This is a genomic window from Streptomyces sp. NPDC018031 (genome assembly GCF_044327625.1).
Classification (GTDB): domain Bacteria; phylum Actinomycetota; class Actinomycetes; order Streptomycetales; family Streptomycetaceae; genus Streptomyces.
In genome coordinates, this window is record NZ_JBIRFT010000002.1 from 671,871 (window position 1) to 690,948 (window position 19,078).

The following is a 19,078-nucleotide window of genomic DNA, read 5'->3' on the forward strand; positions in this document are numbered from 1 at the left end:
GGCGGGCCCGTCACACCCAGGAAGAAAGGCACTTTTCGTGCGTAACACTGTCAAGACCGCCACTATCGCCCTCACCGCCGGAGCCCTCGCTCTCGGGCTCACCGCCTGCGGCGGAGACGACTCGGACGCGTTCACCGTCGCCGCGACCCCGGTGCCGCACGCGGAGATCCTGAACTACGTCAAGGACAACCTGGCCAAGGACGCGGGCCTGAACCTCGAGGTCAAGGAGTTCACCGACTACGTCACGCCCAACACGGCGACCGAGGACGGCTCGGTGGACGCGAACTTCTTCCAGACCCAGCCCTACCTGGACGACTTCAACAAGAAGAAGAACACCGACATCGTCTCCGTGGTCAACGTGCACCTGGAGCCGCTGGGCCTGTACTCCCACGAGGTCAAGTCCGCCGACGACCTGGAGAAGGGCGCGACCGTCGCGGTGCCCAACGACGCGGCGAACGGGGCGCGGGCGCTCCGGCTGCTCGACGCCAACGGGATCATCACCCTCAAGGAGGGCATCGACGGCGAGGCCACCGTCGCCGACATCGCCGAGAACCCCAAGGACCTGGAGTTCAAGGAGCTGGAGGCGGCCCAGCTGCCCCGCTCCCTCGACGACGTGGACGCCGCGGTGATCAACGGCAACTACGCCATCGAGGCCGACCTGAAGCCGGCCAAGGAGGCCCTGGTCCTGGAGTCCCCCAAGGACAACCCGAACAGCAACCTGCTGGCCGTGAAGAAGGGCCACGAGAACGACGAGGACGTCAAGAAGCTCGTCAAGCTGCTCACCTCGCCCGAGGTGAAGAAGTTCATCGCGGACAAGTACGACGGCGCCGTCATCGCTTCCTTCTGATCCGTCTGGTCCGTCTGGTCCGTCTGGTCCGTCTGGTCCGTCTGATCCGTCGACCCGGGCGCCCGCAGCGGCGCCCGGGCCGACGCCCGCCCGTACCTCCGGGAGGGCCGCCGGACGGCACCGGGCCTCCGGGAAGCGCCGCCACGCGCCGGCCCGCCGCACCCGCCGCACCCGCCGCTGCCGTCCCGGCCGTCGCCCCCGGGGGCGACCACCGCCGTCGGCCGCCCCCGGGGCCGCCCGTGCTGCACGTCACCGGGCCGATGTTGCATGCTGGGCTCTCCCGATGGCCCCCGGCCCTGGTTACGGAGCGATCCCATGACATCCACCTTCCCGGACATCTCCCTCAACACGGACCGGCTGGTGCTGCGCCCGTTCGCCGAGTCCGACGTCCCGGAGCTGACGGAGATGATGAACGACGAACTCGTCACCGCCTGGACCTCCGCCCCCCACCCTTACACCGCCGACGACGCCAGGGAGTGGATCAACCACATGGCGCCCGCCGAGCGCGTCGAGGGCCGCGGCATCGTCTTCGCCGTCACCGAATTCCTCACCCAGCGCCTGGTGGGCACCGCACGGCTGCGCAACACCGACTGGCGCTGCCGGTCCAGCGAGATCGCCTATCTCACCGCCCCCTGGGCGCGCGGCGAGGGCTACGCCTCGGAGTCGGTGCTCGCCGTCGCGGGCTGGCTCTTCGGCGACCAGAAGTTCGAGCGGCTGGAGCTGCGCACCCCCGCCGACAACACCGCCGCCCAGCAGGTCGCCCAGAAGGTCGGCTGCATCAGCGAGGGCGTGCTGCGCAACGCCTGGATAGCCCGGACCCGGCCGGACGACGACCCGGACGGCCGCTGGACCGAGCTGCGCACCGACCTCATCGTGTGGAGCCTGCTCCCCGAGGACCTGGAGACCGGCGCCGACGGAGCGTCCGGCGGCACGGACTTCTCCGCGTTCGCCGACTGGAGCTGACCCACCCCGTCCTATACGTCCGTACCAACCGGGTACTCTCGGCTAGCCACCCCCCGCGAGCGCTCACGCCGCGGCCGACCTGCGACGGATACCGGGAGACACACGACGATGGCCGACCGCGTCACGGTGATCGGTTGGGACGGCTCCCCGCTGACGGACGCGGCCCGCTCCGCCGTCGCCGCAGCCACCCTGGTTGCCGGTGCCGCACACCATCTGGCGCTGCCCGAAGTCCCGCCCGGCGCCGAGCGCATCCGGCTCGGCAGCGTGGACCTCGCCGCGCGGCGCATCGCCCAGCACCGCGGCTCCGCCGTCGTCCTCGCCGACGGGGACCCCGGATTCTTCGGCGTGGTCCGGACCCTGCGCGCCCCCGAACACGGCCTCGAGGTCGAGGTGGTGCCCGCCGTCTCCTCCGTCGCGGCCGCCTTCGCCCGGGCCGGGATGCCCTGGGACGACGCCCAGGTCGTCGTCGCCCACGGCCGTGACCTGCGCCGCGCCGTCAACGTCTGCCGGGCCCACCCCAAGGTGGCCGTGCTGACCTCGCCCGGCGCCGGCCCCGCCGAACTGGCACTGCTCCTCGACGGGGTGCACCGCACCTTCGTCATCTGCGAGGCGCTGGGCACCTCCCGGGAGCAGGTGACGGTGCTCACCTCCGACAAGGTGGCCGACCACTCCTGGCGCGACCCCAACGTGGTCATCGTCATCGGCGGCGCCGGTGTCCAGCCACCGAACCGGGCCGGCGCACGGGCCGAGTCCGGCGGCTGGATCGCCGGCCACGGCGTCGGCTTCCCGCCCGCCGTACGGGGCTGGGCGCTGCCCGCCCCCGCCTACGCCACCGTGCTCGGCGAGGACGAGTCGCCGCAGCTGCGCGCCGCGCAACTGGCCCGGCTGGGGCCGCGGGTGGGCGACCTGGTGTGGGACATCGGCGCGGGCAGCGGCGCCGCGGCCGTCGAGGCCGCCGGTTTCGGGGCGGCCGTCATCGCGGTCGACCGGGACCCCGACGCCTGCGGGCGGATCGCCGCCCTGGCCCGCCGCTTCGGGGTGCAGGTCCAGGTGGTGAACGGTCATGCGCCGCAGGCCCTGGAGGACCTCCCGGAGCCGGACGTGGTCCGGGTCGGAAGCGGCGGCCGGGCCGTGGTCGCGGCCTGCGTGGACCGCCGGCCGGAGCGGATCGTGACGCAGGCCGCCACGCGCGACGAGGCCGAGGCGATCGGCGCGGTGCTCTCCGACGCCGGTTACGGGGTGGAATGCGTGCTGCTCCAGTCGGTGGAGCTGGACACCCGGGGATGGACCGAACGCGAACGTGCCGTCAGGTTCCTGCTGTGCGGTCACCGCCCCCACCCGTGACCTCGCCGGAGACGGGCCCGAGGTAGGCTGGCGGATCGTTGTACCGCCTGTACCGCTGCCCGGGGTTCGGTGCTTTGTGCGCCAATGGCCGGAACGCACCCCCCTCTTGACGGGGGCCGGGGTACGGCAGGCCGGAGACGTGCAACGTGCCGCGCACCGCGCACGCTCGTTCATGCTGTAGGCGGTTGGAAGGAGCACTAGCGATGGGCGAGGGGAACGCATGACCGACACCGGCCAGGTCCCGGGCGAGGGACTGCCGGAGAACGCAGGCGGACAACCCGGACTTCCGCCGCACTCCGCGTACGCCTATCCCGAGCAGCAGTCGGCCCACGACGTCCACGGCGTCCACGCCCCGCACGCAGCCGCCCAGTACCCGGGGGGCCAGGACGTCCACGGCGTCCCGGTTCCGCACGGTGCGCAGGAATACTACGGCGGCCCGGACGCCGGGCTCGGCCAGGACCTCCACCTGGGGCAGGATCCGGTACCGGGCCACCCGCTCCCGGACACCGGGGGGTTCGAGGACGACCAGCTGCTGATGCCCGGTGCCCAGGGCGCCTGGATGGACCAGCCGTCCCAGCCGTTGCAGCAGCCCCTCCACCCGCAGTACCACCAGCACGACGTACCGCCCGCGGCTCACGGCGAGCACCTCACGGCCGGCCAGGAGCACGACGCGGCGGCCGAGTACGCCGCCGTGACCGGGCAGGCCGCGGCTCCGGAGCAGGCGCCCGCGCCGGCCCGGCGCCCGCTGCACATGGGACCGCCGGTTCCGGACGCCCCCACCGGCGGGGTGGTCCGCTCGCTGGCCGACCGCGGACCGGCCGCCGCGCCGCAGCCCGAGCAGAGCCCGGCCGGCGGCCGGATCGAGTACCTGGACATGGGCGCCGTGGAGTCCGCCGAGCCGCTGCCCGGCCCGCAGCTCGGCGAACTCCCGCCGCCGGCCGAGGCGTGGACGGCCGAGCCGCGGACCGCCCCCGGCGCACCGGAGTCCGGCCCGGCGGACGGCTTGCCGCACGCCGCCGTGCCCGACCAGCCGTTCGCCGCCGGACAGGCGCCGGCGGAGGGCGTGCCGGGCGCGCTGCCGCCCGCCGAAGCGGTACCCGCCGGGGGCATGGAGTGGGGCGCGCCGGCCGGGGCGGGCGCGGGCGCCCTCCCGGACGAGCGGCCGCACCCGGGTGCGGTGACGGACGGCCCGTACGAGCCCGGTCCGGTCCTCGAAGCCCCGCAGGGGCCGGTGGCGTACGTCCCCGCGCAGGCCACCGCCGAGCCGGCCGGGACCGCCGGGGAACCGGCCCCCGTGCAGCCCGGTGCCGCCCAGCCGGTGTCCGGCGCCGCGGAACCGCGGCCGGTCCAGGTGCCGGCCCAGGGCGGTGCGCCCGAGCCGCGGCCCGCCGGGCCGAGCGGAGCTGACGCGCCGTCGGCCGAGGCCCCGGCGGACGGTGGCCCGGTGACCGGTGACGCCGTGCCCGGTGACGCGGCCGTGGAGCAGCCGGCCGGCCCGGTCGCCGCGGAGCCGGTGCCGCCGGTCGGCACGAACGGTCCGCGGGCGGACGCGGGCGGTTCAATAGACACCCTTTCCACCGACCGAGCCGCGGCGGCCGCGCCGTCGGAGCCGGCCACGGCGGAGAGCGCCGAGGCGCCGGCCGCACCGGAAGCGGTGGCGCCCGCCGCCCCGGTGCCGGCCGAGGAGACCACCGGGCCGCGGACCGTCGCGTCCGGTGGCGGTGCCGAACCCCGCCCCGCCACCGGGGCCGCCGGTGAGCCGCCGGTGGCGGACCCGGCGGAGGCGGCAGCGGGTGCGGCGGACGCGCCCGCCGCGTCCGGGCAGCCGGCTCCGGCCGCCCCGGGAGCCAACGAACCGGCCGGGACCGAACCGGTCGCGGCCGAACCGGTCGCGGCCGAGACCGCCGTGCCCGCACCCGCCGGGAGCGAACCCGCCGTCACCGGACAGCCGGACGACGAGCCTTCCCTCGACGCCGGACCCGCCGGCGCCGAAACCGCCGAGCCGGAGACCGCCGCCGAGCCGGCCGAGTCGGCGGCCGTGGGGGAGACCGCCCCGGAGACCGCCGCCGGCCCGTCGGCCGGGGACTCCGCCGGTGTCTCGCCGGCCGGATCCGGCGCGGCACCGGCAGCGACCGAGGCGGCCGGCGCCACCGGCCCCGGCGGCGACGTCGGCACCGGGACCGACGCCGCCGGCACCGACGCCGAGACCACCGGCAGCGCCCCCGGCACCGGTGCCGGGACCGACGCCGCCTCCGGGACCGAGCTGCGGGACGGAGCCCCGGCCGCCGACGCGGCGGCCGGCGCCGCCCCGGACACCGGCCACGCCCCGGCGGACCCCGGCGCGGCCGGTTCCGAAGCGGCCGGGCAGCCTCCGGCGGCAACCGCCCCGGCCGCCCCCGCCGAGGAGGACCGGCAGCCGGTGACGGCGGCCGAGAACGGCGCACCCCCGGCCGCCCCCGCACCCGCCACCGCCGAAGGACCGCAGCCACCGCCCGCCGCCGACGGCGCCGAGCCGGCCCCGGCGGCCGCCGAGCCGGTCGCGACCCCGGAGAACGGAGCCGTCCCGGTGGATACCGCCGACCGGACCGCCGGTGCCGAGAACCCGGCCCCGGCCGCGCAGGACCCGCAGGAGACCGCGGACCAGGCCGCCCCCGCGGAGCGGCCGGCATCCGCCCCGGCCCCCGACGGACCGGACGCCGCCGCGCCGGAGCCCGGGCCGGAGCCCGAGCCGGAGCCCGTGGCCGCCGCGCCGGCCGAAGCCCCCGCCGCACCGGCCGAAGCCGAAGCGCCCGCCGCGGACCCGGCGGGCACCGACCCCGCCGCCGAGGAGGCCGCGGACGGCGGCGCCCCGACCGCGGCCGGCGAGGTTCCGGCCGAGGAGCCCGCGGCCGCCCCGGCGGTGCCCGCCACCCCGCCCGCCGAGGGCTACGGCGAGGCCGAACGGGCCGCCGTGCACCGGGTGATGCGGGAGCGCCGGGACATCCGCAACGGCTTCCGCCCCGACCCCATCCCGCACGAGGTGCTGCTGAGGGTCCTGGAGGCGGCGCACACCGCGCCGAGCGTCGGCCACTCCCAGCCGTGGGACTTCGTCGTCATCCGTTCCGAGGAGACCCGCCGTGCGATGCACGAGCTGGCCGACCGGCAACGCGAGGCGTACGCCAAGTCCCTGCCCAAGGGCCGCGCCAAGCAGTTCAAGCAGCTGAAGATCGAGGCCATCCTCGACACCCCGGTCAACATCGTCGTCACCGCCGATCCCACCCGGGGCGGCCGGCACACCCTCGGCCGGCACACCCAGCCGCAGATGGCGCCGTACTCCTCGGCGCTCGCCGTGGAGAACCTCTGGCTCGCCGCGCGCGCCGAGGGCCTGGGCGTGGGCTGGGTGAGCTTCTTCGACGAGCGGGAGATGGTGCGCGCGCTCGGCCTGCCCGAGCACCTGGAGGTCGTCGCCTACCTCTGCGTGGGCTACGTCGACGAGTTCCCGGACGAGCCGGAGCTGATGCAGGCCGGCTGGGCCAAGCGCCGCCCGCTGTCGTGGGTCGTCCACGAGGAGACGTACGGGCGGCGCGCGCTGCCCGGCGAGGAGCCGCACGACCTGCTCCAGGAGACCCTGCGGCGGATCCGCCCGCTGGACGCCAAGGCGCTCGGCGAGGCGTGGGAGCGGCAGAAGCGGATGACCAAGCCGTCCGGTGCGCTGGGCATGCTGGAGATCATCTCCGCGCAGCTCAGCGGCCTGTCGCGGCAGTGCCCGCCGCCGATCCCGGAGCCCGCCGCGGTGGCGATCTTCGCCGGCGACCACGGGGTGCACGCCCAGGGCGTGACCGCCTGGCCGCAGGAGGTCACCAGCCAGATGGTGGCGAACTTCCTGGGCGGTGGCGCGGTGTGCAACGCGTTCGCCAACCAGGTCGGCGCCGAGGTGTGCGTCATCGACGTCGGTGTGGTGGGCGACCTGCCGGCCACCCCGGGCCTGCTGCCGCGCAAGGTGCGGGCGGGTACCGACGACTTCACCGCGGGCCCCGCGATGAGCCGCGAGGAGGTCCTCCGCGCCATCGAGGTCGGCATCGAGACCGCCCGCGACCTGGTCGCGGCGGGGAACAAGGCGCTGCTCACCGGTGAGATGGGCATCGCCAACACCACCGTGTCGGCCGCCCTGATCTCGGTCTACACCGACGCCGACCCGGCCGAGATCACCGGGCGCGGCACCGGCATCAACGACGAGATGCACGCCCGGAAGGTCGACGTCGTCCGGCGCGCGCTGGAACTGCACCAGCCCGACCCGGCGGACCCGATCGGGGTCCTCGCCGCCATCGGCGGCCTGGAGCACGCGGCCATCGTCGGCCTGGTGCTGGGCGGAGCGTCGCTGCGTACACCGGTGATCCTGGACGGGGTCAGCGCCGGGGCGGCCGCGCTGGTGGCCCGGGCCATCGCGCCCGAGGCACTGGCGGCGTGCATCGCCGGGCACCGCAGCGCGGAGCCCGGGCACGTGGCCGCGCTCAACAAGCTGGGGCTGCGGCCGCTGGTCGACCTGGACCTCAGGCTGGGGGAGGGGACGGGCGCGCTGCTCGCCCTGCCCGTGGTGCAGAGCGCCGCCCGGGCCATGCACGAGGTGGCGACCTTCGACGCCGCCGGGGTCACCGAGAAGAGCTGACCGGTCCGGCCCGGGGCGCACCGGCGGCGGGACCGCCGGTGCGCCCCGGGCCCGGCGGTGGGGCACCGCCGCCACCCGCGCCCCGTGGTGTCCGCACGGGCGGGACCGGACGCCACGCGCCCGGCCCGGCACCGGCCGCCCACCACGGCGGGCGGGCCGGTCCAGCCCCGTCCCCGGCGCCGCCAGAAGTGATCGGTACCGCATCCGCACCGGTGGGGCGGGCACCGGTGCAGGCCGTAGGGTATGCGCGGGGGGCCGGGGCCGGCGTCCCGCACCTGACCTGCCTCCCCCCAGAGACGCTGGGAGGTGACCCCACCCGCGCCGCAGTGGCCAGCGAACGAGGAGAGCCCCATCGTCATGCCCGAGAACTTCGCTTACCCCGTCGGACTGCGCCTGTCCGGGCGGCGTGTGGTCGTCCTCGGAGGCGGCCAGGTCGCCCAGCGCCGGCTGCCGGCCCTGATCGCCGCCGGCGCCGACGTCCTGCTGGTGTCCCCCTCCGCCACCCCCTCGGTGGAGGCCATGGTGGACGCCGGTGAACTCCGCTGGGAACGCCGCCGGTACCGGGACGGCGACTTCGAGGGCGCCTGGTACGCGCTGATCACCACCGACGACCCGGAGGCGAACGCCGCGGCCTCCGCCGAGGCCGAGGCGCGCCGGGTGTGGTGCGTGCGCAGTGACGACGCCGACGCCGCGTCCGCCTGGACCCCGGCCACCGGCCGCAGCGAGGGAGTGACCGTGGCGGTGCTCACCGGCAACGACCCGCGCCGCTCGGCCGCGGTCCGGGACGCGGTCGTGGAAGGGCTGCGGGACGGGACGCTCGCCGCGCCGCACCGGCGGGACCGGCCCGGTGGCCGGGTCGCGCTGGTCGGCGGCGGCCCGGGCGACCCGGACCTGATCACGGTGCGCGGCCGGCGGCTGCTCGCCGAGGCCGACGTGGTCATCGCGGACCGGCTCGGCCCGCGCGACCTGCTCGACGAACTGCCGCCGCACGTCGAGGTGATCGACGCGGCGAAGATCCCCTACGGCCGGTTCATGGCGCAGGAGGCCATCAACAACGCGCTGATCGAGCACGCCAAGGCGGGCAAGTCGGTGGTCCGCCTCAAGGGCGGCGACCCGTTCGTCTTCGGCCGGGGCATGGAGGAGGCCGAGGCGCTGGCCGCGGCCGGTGTCGCGTGCACCGTGGTGCCCGGCATCTCCAGCTCCATCAGCGTGCCCGGCGCGGCCGGGATCCCCGTCACCCATCGCGGGGTGGCCCACGAGTTCACCGTGGTCAGCGGGCACGTCGCCCCGGACGACCCCAGCTCGCTCGTCGACTGGGCCGCGCTGGCGCGGCTGCGCGGCACCCTGGTGCTGCTGATGGCGGTCGAGAAGATCGGCCGGATCGCCGCCGCACTGATGGAGCACGGCCGGGCGGGGGACACCCCGGTCGCCGTCGTCCAGGAGGGCACCACCGCCGCCCAGCGCCGGGTCGACGCGACACTGGCCACGGTGGCGCGGCGGGTGACCGAGGAAGGTGTCCGGCCGCCGGCGGTCATCGTCATCGGAGACGTCGTCGCCGTCGGCGTGCCCGCCGCCCGGTAGCCGTCCGACCCGGCGCCGCCCCACCCGCTTCGACAAGGCAGTATCACCCCGTGGCTGAACTCATCACCATCGACGACCCCGCCGATCCCCGGCTGCACGACTACACCGGTCTGACCGACGTCGACCTGCGCCGCCGGCGCGAGCCGGCCGAGGGCCTGTTCATCGCCGAAGGCGAGAAGGTGATCCGGCGGGCCCGGCAGGCCGGATACCGGATGCGGTCGATGCTGCTGTCGGCCAAGTGGGTCGATGTGATGCGGGACGTCATCGACGAGGTGCCCGCGCCGGTGTACGCGGTCAGCCCCGAGCTGGCCGAGCGGGTGACCGGCTACCACGTGCACCGGGGCGCGCTCGCCTCCATGCAGCGCAAGCCGCTGCCGGACGCGGGCGCGCTGCTGGCCCGTGCCCACCGGGTCGCGGTGCTGGAGTCGGTCAACGACCACACCAACATCGGGGCGATCTTCCGGAGCGCCGCGGCCCTCGGCATGGACGCGGTGCTGCTCTCCCCGGACTGCGCCGACCCGCTCTACCGGCGGTCGGTGAAGGTGTCGATGGGCGCGGTGTTCTCGGTGCCGTACGCCCGGGCGGAGAACTGGCCGCGGGGGCTGGACGCGGTACGGGAGGCGGGGTTCACGCTGCTGGCGCTCACCCCGGACGACAAGGCCACCGCGATGGACGACGCCGCCCCGCACCGCCTGGAGCGGGTCGCGCTGATGCTCGGCGCGGAGGGCGCGGGGCTGTCCCGGCAGGCGCTGATGGCGGCCGACGAGTGGGTGCGCATCCCGATGGCGCACGGGGTCGACTCGCTCAACGTCGGTGCCGCCGCGGCGGTCGCGTTCTACGCGGTGGTGACCGGCCGCCCGCGCCACTGACCTCCGCAGGTCCGGCGCGGTCGGCCGGCCGCGCGGCCGGTCCGGTACGCCGGCGGCCGGGCCGCGCGCCGCGGTCAGTCCCGGCCGGGTTCCTCGAACGGGGCGGAGACCGCCGGCGGCGTGTGGTCCGGAGTGCCGCCCAGGCCCCGGGCCGGCCCCTGACAGCCCTGGGCCGCGGCGATACCCAGCGCGGCCAGCAGTGTCACCACCACGAAGACGATCAGCCGCTGACGGAGCAGCCGCCGGTCCGGCCCCCCGGGCCGCCGGCCGCCCGAGGTGGTGCGGGCCCCGGGCCGGGTACCGGAGGGACGGCGGGCGGGGGTCCGCCCGTTGGTGGGACGGGGCCCCGAAGGGCGTTTGACGGGCCGGGCCCCGGAGCCGCCGGGGGTGCCGGCGCCCGGGCGCGCGGTGCCGGACCGCGGGCGCTGCGGCCGGGGCGTGGGCGCCCCGCCCGGCCGGCGCTCGGTGCGCTGCTGCGCGTACTCGTCCGCACGCTGTCCGGTGGGCCGCTCGGGCTGGCGGGGGAGGGCCCCCCGGCCGTCCGACGGGCCGTGCCCGTGCGCCTCGCGGGCCGCGATCTCCTTCAGCCGCAGCGACAACTGCAGGGTGCTCGGCCGGTCCTCGGGGTCCTTGGCGAGGCAGGCGTGGATCAGCGGCGCCAGGGCGTCCGGCACCCCGAGCAGCTGCGGCTCCTCGTGCACCACGCGGTACAGCATCACCTCCGAACTGCCCTGCCCGAAGGGGGAGTCGGCGGTGGAGGCGTAGGCGAGGGTGGCGCCCAGCGCGAACACGTCGGTGGCCGGGGTGACCGCGGCGCCGCGCACCTGCTCCGGGGCGAGGAAGCCCGGCGAGCCGACCGCGGTGCCGACGTGCGTCAGCGTGCTGGCACCGGTCGCCCAGGCGATGCCGAAGTCGATGATCCGGGGCCCCTTGGGCGACAGCAGGATGTTCGACGGCTTGAGGTCGCGGTGCACCACCCCGGCGTCGTGCACCGCCAACAGGCCCTCGGCCAGCGCCGAACCGATCGAGGCGACCTGGGCGGCGGGCAGCGGCCCGTCCTCGTTCACCTTGTCGTGCAGCGACGGGCCGGGCACGTACTGGGTGGCGAACCACGGGCGGTCCGCGTCCAGGTCGGCGGCGACCAGCCGGGCCGTGCAGCCGCCGCGGATCCGCCGGGCCGCCGAGACCTCGCGGGCGAACCGGGAGCGGAACTCCTGGTCCTCGGCGAGGTCGGGGCGGATCACCTTCAGTGCCACCCGCTGGCCGCGCCGGTCCGAGCCGAGGTACACCACGCCCATGCCGCCCGCGCCGAGCCGCCGGTGGAGCCGGAACGAGCCGACGACACGCGGGTCCTCGCGCCGGAGCCGCATCATCGCCATGTCCGTCCCCTGCCTCCGGTGGGGAGGCCCCACTCCACTTGCGTCTGACGGGCCACAGCTTACGGATTGACGCGCCGCCTTGCTGAGAGGCCGCGCATGCGTCGGTCGACGGATTGTCAGTAGCGGGCGGGAAGAGGCGGTGTGCCGGGCCGGGGCCGGTCCGGCCGCACCGGCCGCCCCGCGACGTCCTCCCAAGCACCCGCCCGGACGCGGTGGTTGAGCCGGAAAGACCGGGCGGCGGCGGCCCCGGCCCCCTTCGCGGGACATCCGCGGCGGACCGTCCGGGTCCCCGGTCCGCACCGCGCGGCGCCCGGCCGGGGCGGCGGCGCGAGCGGCCGGAGCGGAACGGGGGAGTGAGCGAAGTCACCCCAAGGGGGCGGTTGCGGCGCGCCCCCGACGGTGTCGGGCGTCCCTCTCCGGGATGACCCCGGAAGCGGGCGGCGCGTCTCCACCCAGGGGAGTACACCGGGCGGCCGTACGTCATCCTCCCGGAGGCCCGGGAATCGATACGAGGGCATGACGTCAGGCCCCACCCCACCCCCTAGTGTTGAGGTCAAGCGGCGGGCGCAGCACTCGTCCCCCGAGGTCGGACGCCCGCCGCTGCAGAGCTGACAGGGAGGAGGGGCGATGGCGAGCACTGCGGTACGCACGATCCTCCGGACGCGCGGACGAGCAGTCGTCGACGCTCTCCCGGCCACCACCGGGAGAAGCTCCGGAGACGGTCGGCGGACCGATCCGCGCCATCCACTGGTCGCGGCGGCCATGGTGCTGCCGCTGGCCGCCGTCCTCGCTGTCGTGTTCGGCGGCTGGGAAGCCGTCGTGACACAAGCGTCGTCCGTGGCGGGAATGCTGGGGCGCTGAGCGCCCCGGGTCCGGGAGAGCGGCCCGGACCGGGGACTTCCGGCCATAAACCCCGTGGGGACGGGGGTGCGGCGGACGGCACGAATGCCCGGGTAGCTGGGGAGCTGCCCGGGCATCGCGCTGTCCGGACACGGCAGTCGGACCCGTTCCGCACTCCGGCGTGTCGCGACCACCGGACCCCGGGCGCGGCCCCTGACCGGCGCCCGGCACCGGCCCGTCCCCGGGGCGCCGGCGGTAGGATCCGGGCCGGTGAGCGGCGCGCGGGCGCCGCACGGACGACGGACGAGGGGGCGCGGATGGGCGCAGGCACCGGCGAGCCCCACCCGGCGGCCCCGGCGCCGCACTCGCGCCAGCCCGCGGAAGCCGCCCGCCGTGCCGCCGTGACCGTCCCGGCATCGGCCGGCCGGCCCGGTGCCGCCCCCGGCGCACCGCACCACCCCGGAGTTGCGTGCGGCGCACCGCACCACCTCGGCGCCGTACCAGGCGAGTCGCACCACCCCGACCTTGCGTCCGGCGCATCGCACCACCCCGGTGCCGTGCCGGCCGCGCCGCACCTGCGTCTGCTGGCGGAAGCCGCCCGCCGTGCCGCCGTGACCGTCTCGGCACCGGTCGGCCGGCCCGGTGCCGCCCCCGGCGCACCGCACCACCCCGACCTTGCGTCCGGCGAACCGCACCACTCCGGCGCCGTACCCGCCGCGCCGCACGACGCGGGCACTCCGCCCGCCGTGCCGCACCACCCCGGCACCCCGTCCGCCGCGCCGGCCGCGGCCTGCCGGGGCGGCGCCACCGGCGAGCCGGGCACCGGGGTCACCGTCCTCGCCGACCGGTCCGACGGCACCGTGGTCCGCTGCGGGCCGGTGGTGGCCAAGGCGCACGCCCCCGGCACCGCCCGCGCCGTCCTCCCGGCCGGGGCTCCGCCCGCCACGGACCGGGACCCGGCCGGCCCCGCCGAACCGCACGACGAGCCGGCCGCGCTGGCCGTCCGGCTCAGGGTCGCCGCCCACCCGCGGGCCGCGGGCATCCTGCTGCCGCCGCTCACCACGGAGTCCACCGCGCTGCCCGGCGACCCCGCCGCCCGCCCGGCGGGCGCACCGCCGATTCCGCCGGGGTGGCCGGGCGCGCCGCGCACCGGCGGGCCCGGCCGCGGGCCGGACGACGCGTACCCGGCCGGCCGGGCCGGTCCCCGGGCGGTCACCCTGTGGCCGTACGGCAGCCCCGTCTCCCCGGACCACCCGGAGGCGGCCCCCTGGGAAGCGGCCGGCCGGCTCCTCGCCCGGCTGCACACCCTCCCGGTCGCCGCCCTCCCCGGCCCGCTGCCGGTGATGCGCGGGCCGGCCAAGGCCGCGCGCGCGGTGGCCCGGCTGCGGGCCGCCGCCCGGCCCGGCCCGGCCGCCGAGGCGGTGCTGGCCGCCTGGGCCGGCCTGCCCCGCTGGGCCCGGGACCAGGCCGCGATGGTGCGCGCCGACGTCGTCTGCCACGGCGACTTCCATCTCGGGCAGTTGGTGCGGCACCCCGCCCCGGACGGCCGCTGGCTGCTCATCGACGTGGACGACCTCGGCCTCGGCGAGCCGGCCTGGGACCTCGCCCGGCCGGCCGCCTGGTACGCCACCGGGCTGCTCACCGCCGACGAGTGGAACCGGTTCCTCGGCGCCTACCGGGCCGGTGGCGGCCCCGCCGTACCGGCCACCGGCGACCCCTGGCCGGAGCTGGACGGCCCGGCCCGCGCGCTCACCGTGCAGTCCGCCGCGACGGCCCTGGCCAAGGCCGCGGCGGCCGGCCGGGCACTCGACGAGGCGGAGCAGGCGATGGTCGATGCCTGCGCCCGCATCGCCCGCCTCGGCACGACCGTCGTAGGGTGAACTCGACGCGCCCGCGAGGAAGTTCCCTCCTGGCGCGAATGTCCGATGTATGAGGAGTTGAGCGGACCATGCAGTGTCCCAAGTGCCACGCGCCGATGCACACCTACAACCGCAGCGGCGTCCAGATCGAGCAGTGCAGCGGCTGCCGGGGGATCTTTCTGGACTACGGTGAGCTGGAGGCGCTGACCCGCCTGGAGGCGCAGTGGACGCAGGCCGCCCCGCCGCCGCCGGCCCCGCAGGCCTACCCCGCCGCGCCCGCCGCGCCCGCCCCCGCCTGGGGCGCGCCGCACCAGTCCCACCACGGTCACGGCCACGGTCACGGCCACCGGCGCGGCTTCGGCCACATGCTCTTCTCCTCCTGAGCGGACCGGGAGAACGACCGAGGGCCGGAGCGGGAAGCTCCGGCCCTCGGCCTTCATGTGGACGATACTGGGATTGAACCAGTGACCTCTTCCGTGTCAGGGAAGCGCTCTCCCGCTGAGCTAATCGTCCGCGGGACCTCGGCCGTCCAGGACGACCTCCGGTACTGCGTGCGCGATACTGGGATTGAACCAGTGACCTCTTCCGTGTCAGGGAAGCGCTCTCCCGCTGAGCTAATCGCGCGGGCAGGTCCACAGAGGACCTTCGTCAGGTCCTCGCGGACCCAGTGGACGATACTGGGATTGAACCAGTGACCTCTTCCGTGTCAGGGAAGCGCTCTCCCGCTGAGCTAATCGTCCAGGAGAGGTGGAGACGGGATTTGAACCCGTGTAGACGGCTTTGCAGGCCGTTGCCTCGCCTCTCGGCCACTCCACCAACCGCAGGGGACGGGAATCCCCTACTTCGAGCGGACGACGAGATTCGAACTCGCGACCCTCACCTTGGCAAGGTGATGCTCTACCAACTGAGCCACGTCCGCAGTCGTCTCTCCAGGATCATCGGCAGACGTCCGGGAGGGACCGTATCCCCGGGGCGCTTCCGCGTCCCGGCGACGTGTTGAACTCTAGCGGATTCCTGGGCCAGCTCAAATTCCGTTTGCCCAGCGTGCTGTGGTGCTCGCCCGCCGCTCACCTCCGCTTCACCCGTCGGGGGCAGCCTCGGGGAAGCCGCCATAGACTCGCAGCCGTGTACGACCTGCCCCTTGAGTCGCCCCCGTCGCCGGCCTCCGTGACCCGGTGGTCACGCGGTGCGCAGGCCCCGATGGCCCGCTTCGGCGGGCTGCTCGCCACCGATCTGCGCGAGGTCACCCGCGACCCCGCGGCCCTGGATTCCAGCGGCTTCTGGGCGGTGGTCGCGGACTTCGAGGGCGGCGTCGTCTGCGCCCGGTTCGGCGACGTGCGCAACGCGCCGGTGCCCGATCCGGTGCCCGGGGCCTGGCGCGGCCCGGCCGCCGCCGACTGGACCTCCTCGCTGGACCGGGCCGGGTACGTCGCGGGCGTCCGGCGGATCCGCGAGTACATCGCGGCCGGCGACGTCTACCAGGCCAATCTCTGCCGGGTGCTGTCCGCGCCGCTGCCGGAGCCGGCGCGCGCCGACGTCGACGCGCTCACCGCGCTGCTGGCCCGGGGCAACCCCGCCCCCTACGCCGGCACCGTGCGGCTGCCCGCGCACGGTGTGGAGGTCGCCACCGCCTCACCCGAGCTCTATCTGCGGCGCACCGGCCGCTCGGTGGAGTCCGGCCCGATCAAGGGCACCGCCCGCACGCCGGAGGGCCTGCTGGAGAAGGACCGCACCGAGAACGTGATGATCGTGGACCTGGTCCGCAACGACCTGGGCCGGGTCTGCGCCCCCGGTTCGGTGACCGTTCCGGCGCTCTGCGCGGTCGAGCCGCACCCCGGACTGGTGCACCTGGTGTCCACCGTGCGCGGCGAGCTGGCCGAGGGCGCCGGCTGGGCGGAGCTGTTCGCGGCGACCTTCCCGCCCGGCTCGGTGACCGGGGCCCCCAAGTCCAGCGCGCTGCGGATCATCGAGGAGCTGGAGACCGCGCCGCGCGGCCCGTACTGCGGTGGGATCGGCTGGGTGGACGCGGACCGCGGGAGCGGCGAGCTGGCCGTCGGCATCCGCACCTTCTGGATCGACCGCGCGCCCGGCGAGGCCGGGAGCCCGGCCGGCGCGGTGCTGCGCTTCGGCTCCGGCGCCGGGATCACCTGGGGTTCGGACCCGGAGCGCGAGTGGGAGGAAACCGAACTCAAGGCGGCCCGGCTGCTCGCGATAGCGTCGGGTACGGAACATCGGCTCGAGGGAGGAACTGCACGGTGACGATCTGGCTCGACGGGGCGCTGCGCGACGAGGACGCCGCGCGCGTGTCCGTCTTCGACCACGGGCTGACGGTCGGCGACGGCGTCTTCGAGACGCTCAAGGCGGAGCACGGCAGGCTCTTCGCGCTCACCCGCCACCTGGAGCGCCTGGCGCGCTCCGCCCGGGGTCTGGGACTGCCCGAGCCGGACCTGGACGAGGTGCGGCGGGCCTGTGCCGCGGTGCTGGAGGCGAACCCGATGCCCCGGGGGAGGCTGCGGATCACCTACACCGGCGGCCTCTCCCCGCTCGGCTCGGACCGCGGCACCACCGGCCCGACCCTGGTGGTCGCGGTCGGCGAGGTCGGCGTGCGGCCGGACACCACCTCCGTGATCACCGTGCCCTGGACGCGGAACGAGCGGGGGGCACTGGCCGGGCTGAAGACCACCTCCTACGCGGAGAACGTGCTGGCCCTGTCCCGGGCACACCGGCAGGACGCCTCCGAGGCGCTGTTCGCCAACACCACGGGGCGGCTGTGCGAGGGCACCGGCTCCAACGTCTTCGTGGTCCTCGACGGGGAACTGCACACCCCGCCGGTCTCCTCCGGCTGCCTGGCCGGCGTCACCCGCGCCCTGGTGGCCGACTGGGCCGGGGCCCGGGAGACGGATCTGCCGTTCGACGTGCTGGAGCGGGCGGAGGAGATCTTCCTGACCTCCACACTGCGTGATGTGCAGGCCGTGTCGCGGGTCGACGGACGCACCGTGGCGGGCGCGCCCGGCCCGGTGACGGCCAAGGCCATGCGGATCTTCGCCGAGCGGTCGGCCGCGGAGCCCGACCCCGTCTGACACCCACGGCACGGGCCCGCCGGCCCGGCTCCGGCCGCGCCCGGTGGGCCGTCCGGACCCGTCCCGGCGGCCACCGCGGGACCCGGGCCCGCCCGGTGCGGGGTGCGTGGCCGGAACCGCGCGGAGCCGAACGGAATTCCGGGTGACGGGGCGGCCGCCGGGCCGGTACAACACGAGGATGACCACCACCCTGCGGCCCGTCGAGGCCGAGCGGACCTCCCCGGACGGCTCCCGTTCCCGCTGGTACGACGTCTGCGTCAACAGCCGGCCGGTCGGCCGCATCGAACTGGGCACCCACCCCCGCTTCGGCCCCAGGGCCGGCCGGATCAGCGGGCTCGGCATCGACCCGGGGGACCGGCGCCGGGGGCGGGCCACGGTGGCCGCCCTGGCCGCCGAGGAGGTGCTGCGCGGCTGGGGCTGCGAGCGGGTCGAGATCGCGGTCCCCGCGGACGCCGCCGCCGCGTGGGCGCTCGCCGGCACCCTCGGCTACCGGGAACGCAGCCGCAACATGATCAAGGACCTGGGCGCCGCCCCGGACCTGCCCGAGGGGGCCCGGGCCCGTCCGATGAGCGAAGGGGAGTACCCGGCCTGGTTCGCCCGGGAGCGGGCGCAGTTCATCGCCACCGTGACCCGGACCGGCGTCCCGGAGGACCAGGTCACCGCCCGGGTCGACCGCGACTACCGGTCGCTGCTGCCCGACGGCCCCGGCACCCCCGGCGTGCGGCTGCGGATCCTGGCGCACCAGGGCACCGACGTGGGCACCGTCTGGATCTCGCAGCGGAACGTGCCGTCCGGCGGCGGGGACGCCTACGTCTTCGCCGTCGAGGTCGCCGAGGAGCACCGGGGCCGCGGCCACGGCCGCTCGCTGATGCTGGTCGCCGAACGCGAGAGCCTGGCGGCGGGCGCCCGCACCCTGGGCCTGCACGTCTTCGCGGACAACACCCCGGCGGTGCGGCTGTACGAATCGCTCGGCTACCGGATCACCCAGCGCAACCTCTTCAAGTACCTGGTCTGACCGGAGCCCGGCCGCGGACGCGACCGGGCTCCCGGGTGCCGGGTCCGGCGAGGGGCGCCGCCCGGCCGGGCGCGCGACGGCAGGGCTCAGCCGCCGGTCCGCTCCCCGATGAGCCGGCCGGCGATCTCCTCGATCCGCTCCCGCAGGCCCTCTTGGCTCTTGCCGCCGTCCAGCCGTTCCCCGCCGATGACGTAGGTCGGGGTGCCCGTCACCCCGAGCGCCTTGCCCTCCGCCTGGTCGGCGTCGACGATCAGGATGTGCCGGCCGTCGATCAGCGCGGTGTCCATCTCCTCGGCGTCCAGCCCCTGTTCCCGGGCCACCTCCACCAGCAGCTCCTCGCCGCGCTCGGCGAGCTCCGCCACCCGGTCCAGCACCGCCTCGACGTACGGCCAGCCACGGCCCTGCGCGACCGCCTCCTCGGCGGCCTGGGCGGCGGCGTGGGCGTGCCGGTGCCGCTCCAGCGGGAAGTGCCGCAGCCGGATCTCCAGCGCGTCGGCGAAGCGGGAGCGCAGCGCGTGCAGGTCGTCCAGCGCGGTGCGGCAGTCGGGGCACTGCAGCTCGCACCACACGTCCAGGACGACGGGCTGCGGCTGCGGGTCATCGGTGTCGCTCATGGCGCCAGTCTCCCAGCCCGGGCGGCGCCCCGGGCACCCGGA

Annotated in this window: 14 protein-coding genes and 5 tRNA genes; 12 read left to right on the plus strand and 7 right to left on the minus strand. The window is 76.3% G+C overall.

All coding sequences use genetic code 11. The features are described 5' to 3' along the window. Positions 1-37 precede the first annotated feature (37 nt). From ACH4B3_RS09260 to ACH4B3_RS09285, 6 genes are all read left to right on the plus strand, one after another. On the plus strand, positions 38-847 hold the full coding sequence (locus tag ACH4B3_RS09260) for a MetQ/NlpA family ABC transporter substrate-binding protein (protein ID WP_398462123.1): 810 nt from the start codon (positions 38-40) through the stop codon (positions 845-847). Positions 848-1,162: 315 nt separating this feature from the next. After that, a complete protein-coding gene (locus ACH4B3_RS09265; RefSeq protein WP_398462124.1) occupies positions 1,163-1,810 on the plus strand; it encodes a GNAT family N-acetyltransferase in 648 nt (215 codons plus the stop codon). A gap of 108 nt (positions 1,811-1,918) precedes the next feature. Beyond that, positions 1,919-3,154, plus strand: coding sequence for a precorrin-6y C5,15-methyltransferase (decarboxylating) subunit CbiE (gene cbiE / locus ACH4B3_RS09270; protein ID WP_398462125.1), 1,236 nt, complete (start codon positions 1,919-1,921; stop codon positions 3,152-3,154). Positions 3,155-3,374: 220 nt separating this feature from the next. Next, positions 3,375-7,799: a nicotinate-nucleotide--dimethylbenzimidazole phosphoribosyltransferase gene (cobT, locus tag ACH4B3_RS09275; protein WP_398462126.1), complete on the plus strand. Its 4,425-nt coding sequence runs from the start codon at positions 3,375-3,377 to the stop codon at positions 7,797-7,799. A gap of 357 nt (positions 7,800-8,156) precedes the next feature. Next, on the plus strand, positions 8,157-9,380 hold the full coding sequence (cobA, locus tag ACH4B3_RS09280; RefSeq protein ID WP_398462127.1) for a uroporphyrinogen-III C-methyltransferase: 1,224 nt from the start codon (positions 8,157-8,159) through the stop codon (positions 9,378-9,380). A gap of 50 nt (positions 9,381-9,430) precedes the next feature. Further along, positions 9,431-10,249, plus strand: a complete 819-nt coding sequence (locus ACH4B3_RS09285) for a TrmH family RNA methyltransferase (protein WP_398462128.1) — start codon at positions 9,431-9,433, stop codon at positions 10,247-10,249. 74 nt (positions 10,250-10,323) lie between these two features. On the opposite strand, the gene ACH4B3_RS09290 is transcribed toward ACH4B3_RS09285, so the two are convergent. Further along, positions 10,324-11,628, minus strand: coding sequence for a protein kinase (locus tag ACH4B3_RS09290; RefSeq protein WP_398462129.1), 1,305 nt, complete (start codon positions 11,626-11,628; stop codon positions 10,324-10,326). A 627-nt stretch (positions 11,629-12,255) separates the two neighbouring features. Here ACH4B3_RS09290 and ACH4B3_RS09295 point away from each other — a divergent pair. From ACH4B3_RS09295 to ACH4B3_RS09305, 3 genes are all read left to right on the plus strand, one after another. Continuing rightward, positions 12,256-12,489 (plus strand): hypothetical protein, encoded by a 234-nt coding sequence (locus ACH4B3_RS09295; RefSeq protein ID WP_398462130.1) that lies wholly within the window; start codon positions 12,256-12,258, stop codon positions 12,487-12,489. A gap of 725 nt (positions 12,490-13,214) precedes the next feature. Then, a complete protein-coding gene (locus ACH4B3_RS09300) occupies positions 13,215-14,348 on the plus strand; it encodes a phosphotransferase (protein WP_398462341.1) in 1,134 nt (377 codons plus the stop codon). Between the two features lie 68 nt (positions 14,349-14,416). After that, entirely contained in the window at positions 14,417-14,710 is a 294-nt protein-coding gene (locus tag ACH4B3_RS09305) for a zf-TFIIB domain-containing protein (RefSeq protein ID WP_398462131.1), read from the plus strand. Between the two features lie 58 nt (positions 14,711-14,768). Here ACH4B3_RS09305 and ACH4B3_RS09310 read toward each other — a convergent pair. The 5 genes from ACH4B3_RS09310 to ACH4B3_RS09330 all read right to left on the minus strand — a co-directional run bounded on the left by ACH4B3_RS09310 (position 14,769) and on the right by ACH4B3_RS09330 (position 15,246). Continuing rightward, positions 14,769-14,840 (minus strand) — tRNA-Val (locus tag ACH4B3_RS09310). A gap of 39 nt (positions 14,841-14,879) precedes the next feature. Next, positions 14,880-14,951: transfer RNA gene (locus ACH4B3_RS09315), tRNA-Val, on the minus strand. A gap of 44 nt (positions 14,952-14,995) precedes the next feature. Then, positions 14,996-15,067, minus strand: a tRNA-Val gene (locus tag ACH4B3_RS09320). Between the two features lie 5 nt (positions 15,068-15,072). Then, positions 15,073-15,143, minus strand: a tRNA-Cys gene (locus ACH4B3_RS09325). Between the two features lie 30 nt (positions 15,144-15,173). After that, a tRNA-Gly gene (locus ACH4B3_RS09330) sits at positions 15,174-15,246 on the minus strand. A 206-nt stretch (positions 15,247-15,452) separates the two neighbouring features. Between ACH4B3_RS09330 and ACH4B3_RS09335 the strand changes: the two genes are divergently transcribed. The 3 genes from ACH4B3_RS09335 to ACH4B3_RS09345 all read left to right on the plus strand — a co-directional run bounded on the left by ACH4B3_RS09335 (position 15,453) and on the right by ACH4B3_RS09345 (position 18,422). Beyond that, a complete protein-coding gene (locus tag ACH4B3_RS09335) occupies positions 15,453-16,586 on the plus strand; it encodes a chorismate-binding protein (RefSeq protein ID WP_398462132.1) in 1,134 nt (377 codons plus the stop codon). Next, positions 16,583-17,407: an aminotransferase class IV gene (locus ACH4B3_RS09340; RefSeq protein ID WP_398462133.1), complete on the plus strand. Its 825-nt coding sequence runs from the start codon at positions 16,583-16,585 to the stop codon at positions 17,405-17,407. The genes ACH4B3_RS09335 and ACH4B3_RS09340 overlap by 4 nt, the downstream gene beginning before the upstream one ends. A 178-nt stretch (positions 17,408-17,585) precedes the next feature. Then, complete coding sequence (locus tag ACH4B3_RS09345; protein WP_398462134.1) at positions 17,586-18,422, plus strand: GNAT family N-acetyltransferase; 837 nt, start codon at positions 17,586-17,588, stop codon at positions 18,420-18,422. Between the two features lie 86 nt (positions 18,423-18,508). Here the strand turns inward: ACH4B3_RS09345 and ACH4B3_RS09350 are convergent, their stop codons facing one another. Continuing rightward, a complete protein-coding gene (locus ACH4B3_RS09350) occupies positions 18,509-19,036 on the minus strand; it encodes a DsbA family protein (RefSeq protein ID WP_398462135.1) in 528 nt (175 codons plus the stop codon). Between the last annotated feature and the right edge of the window lie 42 nt (positions 19,037-19,078).

Coding starts and splice junctions, on each gene's coding strand:
- ACH4B3_RS09265 (WP_398462124.1), top strand. CDS start 1,163: ATGACATCCACCTTCCCGGACATCTCCCTCAACACGGACCGGCTGGTG.
- cbiE (WP_398462125.1), top strand. CDS start 1,919: ATGGCCGACCGCGTCACGGTGATCGGTTGGGACGGCTCCCCGCTGACG.
- cobT (WP_398462126.1), top strand. CDS start 3,375: ATGACCGACACCGGCCAGGTCCCGGGCGAGGGACTGCCGGAGAACGCA.
- cobA (WP_398462127.1), top strand. CDS start 8,157: ATGCCCGAGAACTTCGCTTACCCCGTCGGACTGCGCCTGTCCGGGCGG.
- ACH4B3_RS09290 (WP_398462129.1), bottom strand. CDS start 11,628: ATGGCGATGATGCGGCTCCGGCGCGAGGACCCGCGTGTCGTCGGCTCG.
- ACH4B3_RS09295 (WP_398462130.1), top strand. CDS start 12,256: ATGGCGAGCACTGCGGTACGCACGATCCTCCGGACGCGCGGACGAGCA.
- ACH4B3_RS09305 (WP_398462131.1), top strand. CDS start 14,417: ATGCAGTGTCCCAAGTGCCACGCGCCGATGCACACCTACAACCGCAGC.
- ACH4B3_RS09345 (WP_398462134.1), top strand. CDS start 17,586: ATGACCACCACCCTGCGGCCCGTCGAGGCCGAGCGGACCTCCCCGGAC.
- ACH4B3_RS09350 (WP_398462135.1), bottom strand. CDS start 19,036: ATGAGCGACACCGATGACCCGCAGCCGCAGCCCGTCGTCCTGGACGTG.